Origin of the sequence: uncultured Sulfitobacter sp., assembly GCF_947499945.1 — a bacterium.
Lineage (GTDB): Bacteria > Pseudomonadota > Alphaproteobacteria > Rhodobacterales > Rhodobacteraceae > Sulfitobacter.
Map to the genome: position 1 here is coordinate 1902834 of NZ_CANMQD010000001.1, position 17264 is coordinate 1920097.

General features: G+C 56.6%; 15 protein-coding genes. 11 read left to right on the forward strand and 4 right to left on the reverse strand.

Annotated features, from left to right (window positions below; all coding sequences use genetic code 11):
* Positions 1-97 precede the first annotated feature (97 nt).
* The 5 genes from Q0775_RS09500 to Q0775_RS09520 are packed head-to-tail and all read left to right on the forward strand — an operon-like array spanning position 98 to position 4698.
* Entirely contained in the window at positions 98-1405 is a 1308-nt protein-coding gene (locus Q0775_RS09500) for an FAD-dependent oxidoreductase (protein ID WP_298859625.1), read from the forward strand.
* Positions 1402-2160 (forward strand): DUF1365 domain-containing protein, encoded by a 759-nt coding sequence (locus Q0775_RS09505; RefSeq protein ID WP_298859627.1) that lies wholly within the window; start codon positions 1402-1404, stop codon positions 2158-2160. Before Q0775_RS09500 ends, Q0775_RS09505 begins: the two co-directional genes overlap by 4 nt.
* Positions 2157-3401: an MFS transporter gene (locus Q0775_RS09510; protein ID WP_298859629.1), complete on the forward strand. Its 1245-nt coding sequence runs from the start codon at positions 2157-2159 to the stop codon at positions 3399-3401. Before Q0775_RS09505 ends, Q0775_RS09510 begins: the two co-directional genes overlap by 4 nt.
* Complete coding sequence (locus Q0775_RS09515; RefSeq protein WP_298859633.1) at positions 3401-3967, forward strand: DUF3833 family protein; 567 nt, start codon at positions 3401-3403, stop codon at positions 3965-3967. The genes Q0775_RS09510 and Q0775_RS09515 overlap by 1 nt, the downstream gene beginning before the upstream one ends.
* Positions 3964-4698, forward strand: coding sequence for an SDR family NAD(P)-dependent oxidoreductase (locus Q0775_RS09520; protein ID WP_298859635.1), 735 nt, complete (start codon positions 3964-3966; stop codon positions 4696-4698). Before Q0775_RS09515 ends, Q0775_RS09520 begins: the two co-directional genes overlap by 4 nt.
* A 98-nt stretch (positions 4699-4796) precedes the next feature.
* Here the strand turns inward: Q0775_RS09520 and Q0775_RS09525 are convergent, their stop codons facing one another.
* Both Q0775_RS09525 and Q0775_RS09530 read right to left on the reverse strand, forming a co-directional pair.
* Positions 4797-5414 carry a glutathione S-transferase N-terminal domain-containing protein gene (locus Q0775_RS09525; protein WP_298859637.1) on the reverse strand — a complete coding sequence of 206 codons (618 nt, stop codon included), beginning with the start codon at positions 5412-5414 and terminating at the stop codon, positions 4797-4799.
* 12 nt (positions 5415-5426) lie between these two features.
* Positions 5427-6080 carry a histidine phosphatase family protein gene (locus tag Q0775_RS09530; protein ID WP_298859639.1) on the reverse strand — a complete coding sequence of 218 codons (654 nt, stop codon included), beginning with the start codon at positions 6078-6080 and terminating at the stop codon, positions 5427-5429.
* A 175-nt stretch (positions 6081-6255) separates the two neighbouring features.
* Between Q0775_RS09530 and fdhF the strand changes: the two genes are divergently transcribed.
* The gene (fdhF, locus tag Q0775_RS09535) at positions 6256-9024 is read left to right on the forward strand and encodes a formate dehydrogenase subunit alpha (protein WP_298860022.1); all 2769 of its coding nucleotides are present in this window, start codon (positions 6256-6258) and stop codon (positions 9022-9024) included.
* Positions 9025-9097: 73 nt separating this feature from the next.
* Positions 9098-10291: a hydantoinase/carbamoylase family amidase gene (locus tag Q0775_RS09540; RefSeq protein WP_298860024.1), complete on the forward strand. Its 1194-nt coding sequence runs from the start codon at positions 9098-9100 to the stop codon at positions 10289-10291.
* Between the two features lie 51 nt (positions 10292-10342).
* Here Q0775_RS09540 and Q0775_RS09545 read toward each other — a convergent pair whose 3' ends face one another.
* Together Q0775_RS09545 and Q0775_RS09550 are read right to left on the reverse strand one after the other, a co-directional pair.
* Entirely contained in the window at positions 10343-11044 is a 702-nt protein-coding gene (locus Q0775_RS09545) for a response regulator transcription factor (RefSeq protein WP_298859641.1), read from the reverse strand.
* Positions 11041-12945 (reverse strand): PAS-domain containing protein, encoded by a 1905-nt coding sequence (locus Q0775_RS09550; RefSeq protein WP_298859643.1) that lies wholly within the window; start codon positions 12943-12945, stop codon positions 11041-11043. Before Q0775_RS09550 ends, Q0775_RS09545 begins: the two co-directional genes overlap by 4 nt.
* Positions 12946-13128: 183 nt before the next feature.
* Between Q0775_RS09550 and Q0775_RS09555 the strand changes: the two genes are divergently transcribed.
* The 4 genes from Q0775_RS09555 to Q0775_RS09570 all read left to right on the forward strand — a co-directional run bounded on the left by Q0775_RS09555 (position 13129) and on the right by Q0775_RS09570 (position 17261).
* Complete coding sequence (locus Q0775_RS09555; RefSeq protein WP_298859645.1) at positions 13129-15099, forward strand: AMP-binding protein; 1971 nt, start codon at positions 13129-13131, stop codon at positions 15097-15099.
* 91 nt (positions 15100-15190) lie between these two features.
* Positions 15191-16024, forward strand: a complete 834-nt coding sequence (locus Q0775_RS09560) for an ABC transporter ATP-binding protein (RefSeq protein ID WP_298859647.1) — start codon at positions 15191-15193, stop codon at positions 16022-16024.
* Positions 16021-17028 (forward strand): branched-chain amino acid ABC transporter permease, encoded by a 1008-nt coding sequence (locus Q0775_RS09565; RefSeq protein WP_298859649.1) that lies wholly within the window; start codon positions 16021-16023, stop codon positions 17026-17028. Before Q0775_RS09560 ends, Q0775_RS09565 begins: the two co-directional genes overlap by 4 nt.
* A gap of 11 nt (positions 17029-17039) precedes the next feature.
* The gene (locus Q0775_RS09570; RefSeq protein ID WP_298859651.1) at positions 17040-17261 is read left to right on the forward strand and encodes a hypothetical protein; all 222 of its coding nucleotides are present in this window, start codon (positions 17040-17042) and stop codon (positions 17259-17261) included.
* Positions 17262-17264 lie beyond the last annotated feature (3 nt).

The following is a 17264-nucleotide window of genomic DNA, read 5'->3' on the forward strand; positions in this document are numbered from 1 at the left end:
TCTTGGATCAAAAAAGAAATTCCAACTCATTTACATCCGCCGCGCTATCTGGCCCGTATAGCCACTGATTAAAACGTAAGACAGGTAACAGCACCACATGCCATTAGAAGCGACATTGAATTCGTCTAACCCTTCCCGCCGCATTGCAGTGATCGGGGCAGGTATCACTGGTATGGGGGCCGCACATAAGCTCGCGCTCGACAATCACGTGACCTTGTTTGAAAGTGCATCCCGCCTTGGCGGTCATGCACGCACAAAAATGGCGGGCAAAAACGGCGACCAGCCTGTCGATACTGGATTTATCGTTTTCAACTACGCCAACTATCCGCACCTTGCCGCGCTGTTCGCTGAGTTGGATGTGCCCGTGAAGAAATCCAACATGAGCTTTGGCGCGTCCTTTGATGGCGGGCGTTTGGAATATGCGCTGACCAGTCTAGGCGCGATTTTCGCGCAGCGGCGCAATGTGGCGAACCCGAAGTTCCTTGGCATGTTGCGCGATGTGGTGAAATTCAACAAGCACGCGCTGACGCTCGCACAGGACAAATCGCTCAACCTACGTGATTTTTTGGCAAAGCTAGGAACAGGTGATTACTTTCGCGACCATTATCTGTTGCCGTTTTCTGGTGCGATCTGGTCGACACCTACTGACAAGATCATGGACTTTCCCGCTCACGCGCTCATCCAGTTTTTCCAGAACCATGCGCTGTTGGGATATTCTGGCCAGCACCAGTGGTACACGGTCGAGGGTGGCTCGATCTCCTATGTGAACCGCATTGAGGCGTCTATGCGACAGCGCGGTGTCGATATCCGTCTGAATGCTGCAATCGAAGGTGTGCGGCGCGATGCGCAGGGCGTTGAGGTAAAGACACGCGGCGGCGAATGGGAGCGGTTTGACGAGGTGGTGATGGCCACCCATTCCGACGACTCCCTCGCCATGCTCACTGATGCTAGTCCTGAGGAGCAGGCAGCTTTGGGCGCGATCAAATACCAACCTAACGATGTGGTGTTGCATGCTGATACAAGCGTCATGCCGCAGCGAAAACTTGCGTGGGCTTCATGGGTCTATACCGAAGATGCGAAGGTAAAGTCAGACCGCATTGATCTGACCTATTGGATGAACTCGCTTCAATCCATTCCAGATGATGATCCGCATTTTGTGACGTTGAACACCAAACGCACGATCCGCGAAGAGCTGATTTATGACCGCGTCACACTGCGCCATCCGGTGTATGATCTGGCCGCATGGAATGCGCAGGGAAAAGTGCACGCGATGAATGGCACGCGGAACACTTGGTTCTGTGGTGCATGGCTGCGCAACGGTTTTCACGAAGATGGACTGGCCACTGCGATGGAGGTGGTTGATGCGATGCAAGTATCCCGCATGCAGGCAATGGCCGCAGAGTGAGCGAGCAGGTCGATCATATCGTTGGCCAAACCTATCATGGGCGTAAGGGCAATATCGAGAACGCGTTTCGCTACTCTGTCGACTACGTGTTGATCGATGCCGAAGCAGAGGTCGAAACGCCAAGCCTGTTCGCACGCAACGGACGCGGCGTTACTTCGCTGCATGATACTGATCATGGCGGACCGCCCAAGCAGGGGCGTGGAGCTGCTTGGGTCCGTGATGTGCTGGCACAATATCAAATCCAAGGGGTGGAAAAGGTTGAACTGCTCGCCCAGCCGCGTGTGTTCGGGCATGTCTTTAATCCGGTTAGTTTCTGGCTCTGCCGCCGCGAGGATGGCGCCATGATTGCTGTGATCTCGGAGGTGACTAACACCTATGGGGACCGCCACAGCTATTTGTGCCACCACCCTGATCTGGCAGAGATCACGCGCAGTGATCAGTTGCACGCAGCCAAGCTCATGCATGTCTCGCCGTTTCAGCCTGTTGAGGGTGACTATACGTTTCGCTTTGATATCACCGACGACCGCATTGGCGTCTGGATCGACTACGGGCGCGCGGCGGGTGGGCTGATTGCGACCCTGACGGGCAAGCGGGAGCCGCTGAGCAATGCAGGCATTCTGCGGAGCTTGTTTCGTCGCCCTATGGGCGCGCGCCGCGTGCTGGCGCTCATTCACTGGCAAGCGCTCAAGCTTTGGATCAAAGGGGCGCTGTTTCGCAGCCGCCCGACACCGCCACGCGATGAAGTCTCCAAATGACGGCTGCGCAAGCCACCAGACGTCTGCCCGCTTACGCGTTGTTTGCGGCGTTGCTGGCTTGTGCGGGTCTGCCAATCTATATCCACGCGCCGAAGTTCTATGTCGACGAGTATGGTGTATCGCTGACTGCGCTGGGCGCTGTTTTGTTCGGGTTGCGGTTGCTTGACGTGGTGCAGGACCCCCTGCTTGGGCGGTTATCGGAGAAGCTGCGCAACCAGCGCGGTTTAGCGGTTGGTATCGGGTGCGCAGTCATTGCGTCTGCAATGATCGGGCTTTTTGCCGTGGCACCGATGACAACCCCTGTGCTGTGGTTCGGGATCATGCTGACGTTGGTATTTTCGGCCTTCAGCTTCCTCACGATCTGCTTTTACGCCCAAGGGGTCGCCAAGGCGGACAAGATGGCGGGGCAGGGGCATTTGCGGTTGGCACGCTGGCGCGAAACAGGCGGCCTGTTGGGTGTATGTGTTGCGTCCGTGGCTCCTGTTGGGCTGGGTATCGTGATGAACGCACCGTTTGCTGGATTTGCGGTGGGATTTGCCGTGCTTTCAGTGGCAGCTGCTCTGGCGATGCGCGGGGAATGGGTGTCGGTTGATGTGCCCGAAAGTACAGGATTTGGCACCGTGCTGCGCGACCCACTGGCGCGGCGCTTGTTGTTTATCGCCCTGCTCAACGCGGCTCCTGTGGCGGTAAGCTCAACTTTGTTCTTGTTTTATGTAGAATCTGCGCTGGGTGCTCCCGGATACGAGGGGCCGCTTTTGCTGCTGTTCTTCCTCTCGGCGGCAGGGGCGGCCCCTGTCTGGGGTGCTTTGGCAGAACGCTATGGTGCGCAACAGGTTTTGCTGAGCGCGATGTTACTTGCGATTTTTGCTTTCGGCGGCGCGCTTTTCCTAGGTGTGGGCGATGTTTGGCTCTTTGCGCTTGTCTGCGTGGCCTCCGGTGCGGCCATGGGAGCCGACCTCACATTGTTGCCTGCACTTTTTGCTACGCGTATGGCCCAAATCTCTCCCTCGGCGGCTGAAGGTTTCGGATTATGGTCATTTGTGTCCAAATTCACCTTGGCCTTGGCCGCAGTCATTCTACTTCCAGCCTTGGAAACGGCGGGGTATGTGAGTGGTGCAGCAGCATCTCCTCCTGAGAAAGCTGTGGATTTGTTACGTTTGCTTTACGCTGGCGTGCCATGCGTATTGAAACTCGCTGCGATCTTTTTGTTGTGGCGGACAAAGTTAGAAAGGCCTGCGTGATGAGCGATCCTGCATTTTACTTTTTACTCGGCGTGGTGCTTGTGCTTTTTGTCCTTGGTCTGCGCCGCAGGTTTGCGGACTTTATGGGGCAATCAGCAGATGATTATGCGGACGAGTATCCGCAGTTTGACATGCGAGAGCACCTCAACGGCGAGATGTCTTGTGACGGTGTGATTTTTGGTCCGCTTGGGCGTGTGACCAGTACATTTAACGCTGATTTTCACATCACATGGGACGGCAACACCTGCACGATAAAGGAAGAGTTCCGGTACCATGATGGCTCCACTCAGGACCGCGAGTGGCGGATAGAGCTGGATGGCGGTGGGAATTTTGAGGCATGGGCCGACGATGTGCCGGGCAAAGGGCGGGGTGAAGTGGCGGGACCGGCAGTTCTGTTCAATTACCCGATCAAGCTGCCTGCGGACGCGGGAGGATATACGCTTAAGGCATTTGATTGCATGTATTTGACGAAAAATGGAACAGTCGTGAACCGAAGCCAGTTTCGGAAGTTTGGTTTTAGGGTCGCCGAGTTGGTGGCAACGATACGCAAAAAGGAAACAACATGACGCAGTGGCAGGGTAAACGGTATTGGCTGGTAGGGGCGAGCGATGGTCTGGGTGCAGCGCTTGCGCTGCGGCTTAGCCGTGCGGGAGCTGAAGTCATCCTGTCCGCGCGGTCCGAGGACAAGCTCAACGATCTGGCTGACAGCCTGCCTGGCAAGGCGGAGGTTGTGACGGTGGATGTCTCTGACAACGAGAGCGTCGTGACAGCGGCAAAATCGGTAGGCGCTGTGGACGGGATCGTCTACCTTGCAGGAGTATACTGGCCGTTTGGTGCCAAGGAATGGGACGCGGAACAAGCCACAGCGATGGCTGATATCAACTTTACTGGCTTGATGCGTGTCATGGGGCAAGTCGTACCTGAAATGGTCGCGCGGGACGCGGGCCATATTGTCATAACATCCAGCCTGACAGGGTTTCGCGGCTTGCCCGGATCCATCGGTTATACCGCTTCCAAGGCGGCGACAATGTCTTTGGCCGAATGTATGTATGCTGATCTTCGCAAGACGGGGGTGAAGGTTCAGGTGGTCAACCCCGGCTTTATCAAAACCCAACTGACTGACAAAAACGATTTCAAAATGCCGTTCCTAATGACGCCCGAGCAGGCGTCACAGGAAGTATTCGAGCACATGAATACCGACAAATTTAAGAAAAGCTTTCCATTCGCTTTTTCACTGCTGTTTCGAGGCAGTCAATTTTTGCCGGATTGGCTCTATTTTCGCATTTTTGGTGCATAGCGCCTCTCCGGCTTTGAAAGCGATGTGCCGCCCCAAAGGGGCGGCATTTTACGTTTTCGGACTGCGTGATTGTTACGTTTTGTAGTTTGCAATCAGGGTCAGAGCATACCTTTTGCGCGGACTGCCTTAACGCTGTCGCGGCGCTCCATCCGTGCCATAAAGGCTGTGATTTTCGGGAAGTCGGATACAATGACCCCGTCCCCCGCAAGCCAGTTGCAAACGACAAAGAGATAAGCGTCAACAATGGCGAAATCCGCTCCGCAAACATAGTCACCGCGCAGGCACTCCGCTTCGACATAGCCAGCACAAGCCGTCATGGTTTCAGGCACTTTTGCGGCCATGTCAGCATGGCTCTCAGGCTTGTCGGACCACCGACTGCCACGCATTTTGTGGGCATGGGCCACATGCATGGTGGAGGCGAGATAGTACATCACACTGCGCATATGCGCAGCATCTTCTGCCTTGCCTGGTACGAGCTTCGCGTTGGGAGCAAGTGTGGCAATATAATCAAGCAAGGCCCCCGTTTCGGTCAGAACACTTCCGTCCTCAAGAACCAGCGCAGGCACACGGCCCTTCGGGTTAATGGCAAGGTATTCGGGCTTTGTTTGTGTCGCTTGAGCGAAGTCAATGCGGGCGAGATCATGATCGAGCCCCGATTCAATGAGCGCGATGGCAGGCGCGATCGAGATGGTGCCGTCAGCGTAAAACAGTTTCATGGAAGACCCTTTTCAGATGTTGGTTTTGGACAGACGCCGCGCAACCGAATCGAGGTGTGGCGTGGCGTTGAACAGGACGGGTGACAAGTAGCCGCCAATTGGATGTAGCTGATGCAGTGATGTATGAAATATTGCGACGGCGGTGCGGGCTGTGGCCTCCACGCTCAGATCCATTTGCTGGCCGATAACATTAGCGATCAGGCCGCCCGAGGTCACGACCAATGCAGGGCCGTCACCCGCCGCAATCTCGGTCAATGCATCGCTGATGCGGCTTTGGAACTGGGCATAGGTTTCGGGCGCGCCTTCTAGCTTGTTATCCTTCCAGTGTTGAAACACCGTGGGAAGGTGGGCGATGAACCCTGCCTGCTCGGTCGGGAAAGGGACGCCGTGCTGCTCCGCAAGCAAGCCGCCCAGCGTAAAGTATTCCAACTCGTTCAGGCGTGCATCGCGGATCGGGGTCAGGTTGGTTGCCATGCCATCGGCCGTCTCGATGTGGCGCCGCAAAGTGCCAGTATAAAGCCGTGTATTGTGGGCCTCTGTCTCGCGCAGATGTTCGCCCAACCAGCGTGCTTGTTGATGTCCCAGATCGCTGAGGCGGTCATAGCTGATCTCGTCTTTAGCGGTTGAATTGGCTTGACCGTGGCGGATGAGTGTAATGGTGGACATGGATGCTCCTGCTGCTTGTCCCTTTGATACGGGAGGTGGCAGGGCGTTGAAAGAGGCCTATCGGAAACATGCAGAGCGGAGCATGGCGGAAAAGCGTGGCGTGGTGTCGGGAACAGCCTTCCCGCATTGGACCTGCCCCGATACAAGTTTTCCAAGCGCTTTGGAGGATTTCGCCATGACGGATAAGGTCACATTCACTCTCGACGGAAAAACGGTTGAGGCGGACGCGGGTCTGACGATCTGGGAAGTGGCCAATGGTCGTGGCCTGAAAATCCCTCATCTGTGTCATAAACCCGCCCCCGGCTACCGCCCTGATGGCAACTGCCGTGCCTGTATGGTCGAGATCGAAGGCGAGCGTACCTTGGCTGCATCGTGCATTCGTGAACCTGCTGAGGGCATGGTCGTCGTCACCAATAACGCACGCGCCGAAAATGCCCGCAAGATGGTAGTCGAGTTGTTGATGGCCGATCTGCCCACGCATGAAGTGTCGCACGATAAATCCAGTCATATGTGGGATATGGCCGAGATGAACGGCGTGAGCGAGAGCCGCTTTCCCAAGCTGGAGCAAGGGCGGATTCCGCTGCTGGATGATAGCCACGTCGCGATGAGCGTAAACCTCGATGCCTGCATTTCTTGCGGCCTCTGTGTGCGGGCCTGTCGTGAAGTGCAAGTGAACGACGTGATCGGAATGTCCGGCCGTGGCATGGATAGCTATCCCACTTTCGACATGGCCGATCCAATGGGCGACAGCTCTTGTGTAGCGTGTGGGGAGTGTGTGCAGGCCTGCCCGACAGGTGCGCTGATGCCTTCTACAGTGGTGAACGAAAATCAGGTCGGTGACAGCGCGGACTTTGACCGAGAGGTCGAAAGCATTTGCCCGTTTTGTGGCGTGGGCTGCCAAATCTCGCTCAAGATCAAAGACGACAAGATCAAATATGTGGACGGCATAAACGGTCCCGCTAACGAAGGACGTTTGTGCGTTAAAGGTCGCTTTGGCTTTGACTACATCCACCACGACCACCGCCTGACCAAGCCGCTAATCCGCCGCGATGATGCTCCCGCCAAGGGGCTGAACGTCGATCCGGGGAACTACCTCGAGTTCTTCCGCGAGGCGACGTGGGATGAGGCGCTTGATGCCGCTGCTAATGGTCTGCGCAAGATTGACGGCAAAGGTGTTGCGGGCTTTGGTTCTGCCAAATGCACCAATGAAGAGGCCTATCTTTTCCAGAAGATCATTCGCCAAGGATTCGGGCATAACAACGTCGATCACTGCACGCGGTTGTGCCATGCGTCGTCCGTGTCGGCGCTGTTGGAGAACGTAGGCTCGGGTGCTGTTTCTGCCACCTTCAACGAAATCGAAAACGCTGATGTGGCAATCGTGATCGGTGCCAACCCGACCGAGAACCACCCTGTTGCCGCAACTTATTTTAAGCAGTTCACCAAGCGCGGTGGCAAGCTCATCGTGATGGACCCGCGCGGACAAGCGCTCAAGCGTCACTCTTCGCACATGCTGCAATTTCGGCCCGGCACGGATGTTTCCATGCTCAACGCGATCATGCATGTGATCGTTGAGGAGAAGCTCTACGACGAGCAGTATATCCAAGCCTATACCGAGAATTGGGAGGCCGAAAAGGCGCACCTCAAGGACTTCACCCCCGAAAAAATGGCGGAGATCTGTGGCATTGATGCGGAAATGCTGCGCGACGTCGCGCGGACCTTTGCAGGTGCAAACGCAGCGATGATTTTCTGGGGCATGGGGGTGAGCCAGCACATCCACGGCACAGACAACGCCCGCTGCCTGATCAGTCTTGCGCTTATGACAGGTCAAGTGGGTCGTCCCGGTGCAGGTTTGCACCCGCTGCGCGGTCAGAACAACGTACAAGGGGCATCTGATGCGGGCATGATCCCGATGTTCCTGCCGGACTACCAGTCTGTTACGGATGATGGTGTGCGCTCTGCCTTTACGGATGTTTGGGAGAGCGGAGATTTTAGCGCCGAGAAGGGTTTGACGGTCACCGAGATTCTGGATGCTGTGCATGATGGCGATATTCGCGGGATGTATATCCTTGGCGAAAACCCCGCCATGTCCGACCCCGATGTAGAGCATGCCCGCGACGCACTGGCCAAGCTGGAGCATCTGGTGGTGCAGGATATTTTCATCACCGAGACAGCGAACTTTGCCGATGTGATCCTGCCTGCGAGTGCCTTTGCGGAGAAGTCGGGTACCGTGACTAACACCAACCGTCAGGTCCAGATGGGCCGTATCGCCGTGCCGCCCCCCGGGGAGGCGCGCGAGGATTGGTGGATCGAAGTGGAACTTGCCAAGCGTCTGGGTCTGGATTGGAACTACGCATCTCCTGCGGATGTCTTTGCTGAAATGAAGCTGAATATGAAGTCGCTGGACAACATCACGTGGGACCGTTTGGAGCAGCAGAACGCAGTGACCTATCCCTCGCTTAGCCCAGAAGATCCTGGTCAGGCGATTGTGTTTACCGATGGCTTCCCCCGTGCCGGTGGTCGTGCGCGGTTTACCCCGGCGAGCATTATTGCACCCGATGATACGCCCGATGCGGAGTATCCGATGATCCTTACAACAGGACGTCAGCTGGAGCACTGGCATACAGGCTCCATGACCCGCCGCGCCAGTGTATTGGACGGGTTGGAGCCTGAGGCAAACTGCTCGCTGCATCCCTCTACCCTCCGCAAATTGGGCATTGAGGCGGGTGATTTGGTGCGGCTCACGACCAAGCGGGGCAGCATAGAGATTATGGCGCGGATGGACCGTGCGGTATCGCCGGATATGGTGTTCCTGCCCTTTGCCTATGTCGAAGCAGCGGCGAATATCCTGACCAACCCCGCGGTTGACCCATATGGCAAGATTCCCGAATTTAAGTTTTCGGCAGTGAAAGTCGAAGCTGTCGCCTCTGCTGTGGCGGCCGAATGATCTGGGGAGTGTGAGGGGCCACGCTCCCACTCCCTGAAGTTTAAAGGGCCAATTGAAGATGAAGGGTGCTGTTGTGCAGGTTGATCAAAATCGGTTTCTGGCAGACCTTCATATGTTGCGGTCTTTTGGGGCGTCGGGTGTGGGCAAAGGTGTCGTGCGCCCTGCGTATTCTAATGCCGATAGCGCTGCGCGCGTTTGGCTGGCGGAGCGTTTTTTTGAGGCTGGACTAAGTGTTGAAACGGATGCCATGGGCAATCTGTTTGGATTGGCGGATGGGCCTTCGCTGTTGCTTGGGTCGCATAGTGACAGCCAGCCCGAGGGGGGATGGCTGGATGGTGCGCTGGGCGTAATTGCGGCGCTGGAGGTGGCCCGTGCGAGCCGTGAGGCTGGTGGTCCTGCGATATCAGTTGTGTCGTTTCAGGATGAGGAGGGGCGCTTTGGCGTGACGACTGGGAGCGCGATTTGGTCGGGGCACATGGGCCTTGCCGAGGCTGATTTGTTGTTTGATCACCATGGAGTATCTCTTGCCGAGGCGCGGCGGAATGTGCCTGTAACGGGCGACGTTGATCCTGCTCAGTTCACGGGGTTTATCGAGATGCATATCGAGCAGGGTCCTGTTCTGGATACGGCGGGCGAGCAGATCGGGGTCGTGTCGGACATCGTCGGAATCCGCGACATGAAGATCACCTTTGAAGGTCAGCAGAACCATGCGGGGACCACGCCGATGCATTTGCGGCGGGATGCGTTTCAGGCGGTTTCAAGCTTTAATTTCGAACTAAATGAACGGCTTAGAAATGTGGTGACGCCTGCAACTGTCTGGACCATCGGGCATATGAGGCTGCATCCCAATGCATCGTCTATTGTGCCGGGAAAGGCCGTGTTTTCAATGCAGTGGCGGGACGGGGATGCGGGACGTCTGGGGCGCATGGAGGGGATCATTCGGGTGCTGGCGCAGGAGATTGCGGACGCGCGGGGGATGGTGGTTTCCTTCGGTCCGCTGCTGGGGTTGGAGCCTGTAGGGATGGATGCGAAGCTGCGTAAAGCGTTGGAAAATAGTGCGACATCAATCGCTCCAGGACGGTGGCGAGTGATGCCGTCAGGGGCTTTGCATGATGCAACAAATGTGTCGCGACTGATGCCTGTTGCGATGCTTTTTGTGCCGTCGATCGGGGGGATCAGTCACGCTTTCGAAGAGGACACAGACGAGGTTGATCTGATCGCGGGACTGCGGGTTTTGGCAGGGGCGGTTGAGGCGTTGGAGAGTTGAAAACAGCGGAACGCCATGCGTACACTCCCTGTCATCAAGCGGTGTACAACCCTAAATCCACGCCACATCGCCAAGGAAAATGTAGCCTGCGCCATAGATGGTTTTGATCAGCTGCGGGTTTTTGGGATCTTCGCGCAATTTTGTGCGTAGGCGTGAGATGCGGACGTCCATAGCGCGGTCAAAACTCTCGGAAGCCGCGCCGCCCAGGTGCTCTTGCATCTGGGCGCGGCTTATGAGGCGTTTGGGGGCATCGAGGAAAAGGCGGAGCACTTCCCCTTCGGCATGGCTGAAGGGCGTCTCGGCGCCAGTATCATCTTCGAGCATGTAGCGGTCGAAATGAGCAGTCCAGTTTTTGAACTGTGCGGTATTGGAGGCGCGGGGCGTTGTTTTGGCACCACGTAGGCGGGCGCGGATGCGGGCGACCACTTCGGCAGGGTCAAAAGGCTTGCTGATGTAATCGTCAGCGCCGAGTTCCAACCCTGTGACGCGGTCTTGTACTTGGGCGCGGCCCGAGATGATGATGACCACAGCCCCTTGTTCAAGGGCAAGGCGGTGAACAAGCGTAAGGCCGTCGGTGTCGGGCAGGGACAGATCGACAAGGCAAACATCAGGGGTGCGCTTTTTCAAAGCGGCCTCAAATGCGGAGGCGCGGCCAAAGCTGATCGTCTCGAACCCCGCCTCTTGCAGCACATCTGACAGTAGGGTGCGGATTTCGGGTTCGTCGTCGAGGATGCTGACTAGTGGTTTTGTCATGGGGCGACCTTTGGTGTGGTGATGAGGGCCGCGAGATTGTCGGCGGAGAAGGGTTTACGCAGGACGGGGGCGTGTTTTTGTGCCTCCAGAAAGAGCGGCGCATCGGAGGGGAGTGAGGTCATCAGGATCAGCGGCGGGCTACCCTCGCCTAGACGGCGGGCGAGGTCGGTGCCTGTGGCCTCCCCCTCTAACTGAATATCGCTGAGGATGAGGATGATGTCGGGCAGATCGGCAAGCAGGGCGGTCGCTTCGTCCACACTTGCGGCCTCGATCACGGAATGGCCAAGGACCATCAGCATATCGCGCATGAGGGCGCGCAGGTCATCGCGATCCTCCACCAGCAGCGCGAGGCCTGTAGTTGACGACACGGCGGCGCGGTAGGGCAGGCGAATTGTAACTTTTGCGCCTGTACCAGTGTTGGACAGGCGCAAATCACCGCCTGCAAGTGTTGTCATGTCATAAACCATCGGCAGGCCCAGGCCCGACCCCTCGGACCCCTTGGTGGTGAAGAAGGGGTCGAGCGCATGAGTTAGCGCATTGGGGGAGAAGCCCGAGCCGGTATCACTCACTTGGAATTCGATCCATGTGTCGTGGATCTGGCGCACGGTCAGGGTGATTTCGCCGCTGGTGCCCATCGCGTCACGGGCATTCAGGATGAGGTTGAGCAAACCGTCCTGAAGCATACCTTGGTCCAATAAAACAGTCTCTAAAGGCGGGATATTCAGATGAAGGCGCATGCCGTCAGGCAGGGTCGGTTCTGCAAGTGTGGCGAGGTTTTGCATTAGGGCCGTGACATCGGTGGCGGTGGGGCGCAGGCTGCGCGGGTCGGAGATTTTGGCGATGGAGCTGAGAAGGGCACCGCCACGACGGGCGGCGTTGAGTGTGCCCTCAATGAGTGGTGCGGCATCTGCGGGAAGTGCGGGCAGGCGGCCAAGGCGCGATTGCAGGCCGAGGATGATGGTGAGCAAGTTCGAGAAGTCATGAGCGAGGCCTGAAGTGATCTGCGCGGCCAATGTTCGTCTGCGGGTTTGTTGCAGGGCGGCGCGGGTCTGAGTTTCCTCCGTTACATCCATCGACAGAATATAAACCCCACCCGCGCGGTCAGGGGTAAAGGCGGTGCGGATGCGGCGCAGGCTGGTAGCGTCGGTAAACTCCTGAACGGCGGAGGTACCGCCATAGGCTGTGTTCAGGGAGTGCAGGACTTGGTCGTGATTATCAGGCCCAAGTACTTCGCGAATGTGCTGACCCAGAATGTCGGAAGGACGGTGTGGGATGACAGCACTCAGGCGTTGGTTTGAATAGGTATAGTGGCCCGTTGCATCCACGTGGGCGATATGGGCAGGCATCATTTCGGTAGTGAGGCGTGCGCGGGCCTCTGATGCGGTGAGCTGGCGTTTGGTCTCTTCCAGCGCTGTAATCATGGCAGCGCGTTCGCGATTGGTCTGGGAGAGCGCCTCGGTATGGGCGAGGACCTGATCGCTTAGTGCATCGGAGCGGGCGCGGAGCAGCGCCTCTTGGGCTTTTGTCGCGGAAATATCAGTATAGACGGTGACCCAGCCGCCCCCTTCGAGCGGTGAGCCTTCGACGCTAATGGTGCGGCCATTGGCGCGGGTGCGCTCCATGTAGTGGGGCTGGAACGCTTTTGCCTGCCTGATGCGCTCGGTTGCAAAAGCGGCGACATCGGTGACTTCGCCGTATTCGCCGCTTTGGGCGAGGTGGGTTATTGTGTCCCGAAAGCTGGCCCCTGGTGTGACCAATGTGTTGGGAAGGTTGAACATGGTTTGAAACGGGGCATTGCAAACCACCAACCGCAAGTCGCGGTCATAGATCGAAAGGGCCTGTGCGATGAGGTTCAGACCGGCCATTGTCATGGTTTGGGTTTGTTCGGTATTTGGGGCCATGAGGTAGTTTGCATCCGCGCGGCTGGGTGTCAAAGGGTCAGGCGTGCTTGTTACAATTCGTAAGGATTGAGAAAACATCACGAATAAGTTGACGCTGACAGTGATGCTGCCATTCTATGACGATACTGAATCGCGCAAACGCGGTCTGCCTGTCGACAAAGACAGGAACTGGGAGGAAACACTTTGGCTTTGATCGAATGTCCTGCGGGGCAACCCGCATCCGTACCTGCGCTGCTGCACCGTAATGCGAAGATGTTTGCGGATGCGCCTGCGTACCGCGAAAAGGAATATGGCATCTGGCAAAGCTGGACGTGGGCCCAGACGCGCGACGAGGTTGAAGCGCTGGCGCTTGGCTTTATGGAGTTGGGGCTGAACGAGGGTGATTTCGTTTCGATCATCGGGCGCAACCGTCCGTATCTGTATTGGGCGATGATGGCGGCAGAGATGTGTGGAGCAGTCCCTGTGCCGCTTTATCAGGACGCCAACGCCGAAGAGATGGCCTATGTCATGAGCCACTGTGGCGCGCGGTTTGCCGTTGTGGGCGATCAAGAGCAGGTCGACAAGATCACGGATGTGAAAGACCAGCTGCCCGAATTCGAGCGGATGATCTATCTCGATCCGCGCGGTTTGCGAAAGTATGATCATGAGCATCTGGACCAGTATCAAGCCGTGCAAGAGATGGGCCGCAAGACCCGAGACAAGCACATAAAGGAGCTTGAGGCGCGTCAGGCGAAGTTGAATTACGATAGCACGGGTGTCATGCTCTATACATCCGGCACCACGGGTAAGCCCAAGGGTGTTGTGCTGAGCAACCGCAATGTCATTGAGACGGCGAAGTCGTCATCCGAGTTTGATAATTTGCGGCAGACAGACGAAATTCTGGCTTATCTCCCGATGGCTTGGGTCGGGGATTTTATCTTCTCGGTTGGTCAGGCGCTTTGGACGGGGTTTTGTACGAATTGCCCCGAGAGCGCGGATACGATGCATGTCGATTTGCGTGAAATCGGGCCGACATACTACTTTGCCCCGCCGCGTGTTTTCGAGACGCAGTTGACCAATGTGATGATCCGCATGGAAGACGCGAGCAAGTTCAAGAAGAAGCTGTTTGATTATTATATGGCTGTCGCCCGCAAGGTGGGGCCGGATATTCTGGACGGCAAGGACGTGGGCTTCATGGACCGCGTCAAGTACCGCTTGGGTGAGTTGTTCATCTATGGCCCGCTGAAAAATACGCTGGGATTCAGCCGTGTGCGCGTTGGCTATACGGCGGGTGAGGCGATTGGACCTGAGATTTTCGATTTCTACCGCTCGCTCGGGATCAACCTCAAGCAGTTGTATGGTCAGACGGAAGCGACGGTGTTTATTACGGCGCAGCCGGACGGTCAGGTGCGGAGTGACACAGTTGGCGTGACCTGCCCCGGTGTGGAGTTGAAGATCGCGGATAATGGCGAGGTTTTCTATCGCTCGCCCGGTGTGTTTGTGGAGTATTACAAGAACGCCGAGAGCACGGCGGACACCAAGGACGCCGAAGGTTGGGTCGCGACAGGAGATGCTGGATTTATCGAGCCTGATACAGGGCATTTGCGGATTATCGATCGTGCCAAGGACGTAGGCAAGATGGCGAATGGATCGCTGTTTGCGCCGAAATACGTTGAAAACAAGCTCAAGTTTTTCCCCAATGTTCTGGAGGCGGTGGTCTTTGGCAACGGTAAGGCAGAGTGCACGGCGTTTATTAACATTGACCTGACGGCGGTGGGCAATTGGGCGGAGCGTAATAACATCGGCTATGCTTCCTATCAGGAACTCGCGCGGCACCCACAGGTGATGCAGCAAATCCAAGAGCATGTGGAAGCGGTCAACGAAAGCGTGGCCGAGGACGAGATGCTGTCGGGCTGTCAAGTGCACCGTTTCGTTGTGCTACACAAAGAACTGGATGCGGATGACGGGGAGCTGACGCGGACACGTAAGGTACGCCGCCGTATCATCGAAGAGAAATACGCGGATATCATTGCAGCGCTTTATGACGGGTCCGAGCAGGTCAGCACCGAGACGGAAGTGACCTATGAAGACGGGCGCAAGGGCAGCATCAAGGCGACGCTGGAAGTGCGCAGCGCCAAGATATTTGCGGATAATCGCAAGATGGCGGCGGAATGATGGCGATGCGACGCGCGCGTACCGCGACGCCCCGCCCGCCATCCCGTGAAAGATTGAGTTTAATTGGCCAAATGAAGCAGGGGGGCATCGCGTGAAAGATAACGCCGAGAGCTATGTGACCGCGGACGGGCGCACGATTGGCCCTGTGGTCATGGAGATGAAGAATATCACGCTGCGCTTTGGCGGTGTGGAAGCGATCAAGGATATCTCGTTTGATATTCGCGAGGGCGAAATTCGGGCGATTATCGGACCGAACGGTGCGGGTAAATCGTCGATGCTCAACGTGATTTCGGGGTTCTATGTCCCGCAGGAGGGTGAGGTCTGGTACAAGGGATCCCGCCGGCCCCCCGTTAAGCCGTTTGAAGTGGCCCAACAGGGAATTGCGCGGACGTTCCAGAACATCGCCTTGTTCGAGGGGATGTCTGTTCTCGACAACGTGATGACGGGCCGTTTGACCCACATGAAGACGGGGATGTTGTCCCAGATGCTTTGGCGCGGGGCGGCGGAGCGTGAAGAAGTGGCTAACCGCGAAGTGGCCGAGAAGATCATCGACTTTCTGGAAATTCAGGCCATTCGCAAAACACCTGTGGCCCGCCTGCCGTATGGTTTGAAAAAGCGGGTCGAGTTGGCGCGTGCGCTGGCCGCCGAGCCGTCGATCCTGTTGCTGGATGAGCCGATGGCGGGGATGAACGTAGAGGAGAAAGAGGACATGAGCCGCTTTATCCTTGATGTGAATGACGAGTTTGGCACGACGATCGCGCTGATTGAGCATGATATGGGTGTTGTGATGGACCTGAGCGACCGTGTGGTTGTGATGGATTACGGTAAAAAGATTGGTGACGGCACACCGCATGATGTGCGCAACAATCAGGCGGTGATTGATGCCTATCTGGGTGTGGCCCATGACGAGGAGGACGCAACATGAACGAGCAACTTGCTTTTACAATCGAAGTTTTTGCCAACGGGCTGATGGCGGGGGTTTTGTACGCTCTGGTCGCGCTTGGGTTTGTGCTGATCTATAAGGCGTCTGGAATTTTCAACTATGCCCAAGGTGTTATGGCGCTGTTTGCGGCCATGACGCTGGTCGGTATCCAGAACGGTCAGGTGCCGTTTTCGCATTTGATCAACGCGATCTTTGGTACGGATATTCACAAATTCGGGTGGTCGGTGCATTCGTTCCTAGCCATCATTCTGACGGTGTTTGTGATGATTGCGCTGGCTTGGGCCGTGCAGCGGTTTGTGTTCCGTCATCTGGTGGGCCAAGAGCCGATCATTCTGTTTATGGCGACCATCGGTCTGGCCTACTTCCTTGAAGGGGTAGCGGATTTGATGTGGGGGTCCGAGTTGAAGGCGCTCAACGTCTGTGCCGCCGAGGGCGCGTGTTTGCCGCAGGGTATGAACATGTGGCTTGAGGGGACGACCTATGAGGCGCTGGGCTATGGCTTTTTCATCGACAACCTCGATATCGTAGCGAGTATTATTGCGGCGATCCTTGTGATCGGGCTGGTGATGTTTGCGCAGTATACAAAGCAGGGCCGCGCGATGCGGGCGGTTGCGGATGACCATCAGGCAGCGTTGTCTGTGGGCGTGTCGCTTAACTTTATCTGGATCTTGGTGTGGTCGCTGGCGGGATTTGTCGCCTTGGTTGCGGGGATCATGTGGGGTGCGAAATCTGGTGTTCAGTTCTCACTGTCTTTGATTGCGCTTAAAGCGCTTCCCGTGCTGATGTTGGGTGGGTTTACGTCGATCCCGGGGGCCATTGTTGGTGGTTTGATCATTGGTGTGGGTGAGAAGCTGTTTGAGTTCCTTATTGGTGCGCCGTTCCTTGGAGGGGCGACCGAGAACTGGTTTGCCTACATGCTGGCGTTGCTGTTCTTGGTGTTCCGTCCGCAAGGCTTGTTCGGGGAGAAGATCATTGAGCGGGTGTGAGGATCAGGCGCATGTCTTTGACCTTCCTCAGAATAGCGTCGGTTCTTGGAATTCTAGTGATGCTCGCGATAATGTTCTTTGCGACATTGGTCGATGGCTTGCCTGGAACGGAGGCAAAATATGCCTATCCAAATTATCATCCGCTTCGTTGGCTTGCGATGAAGACTGCACTTGGAAGCAGTGTGGCGGTTTTTATCATCGCGAACTTTTTGGCTATAAACAAAAGGAACTAATCA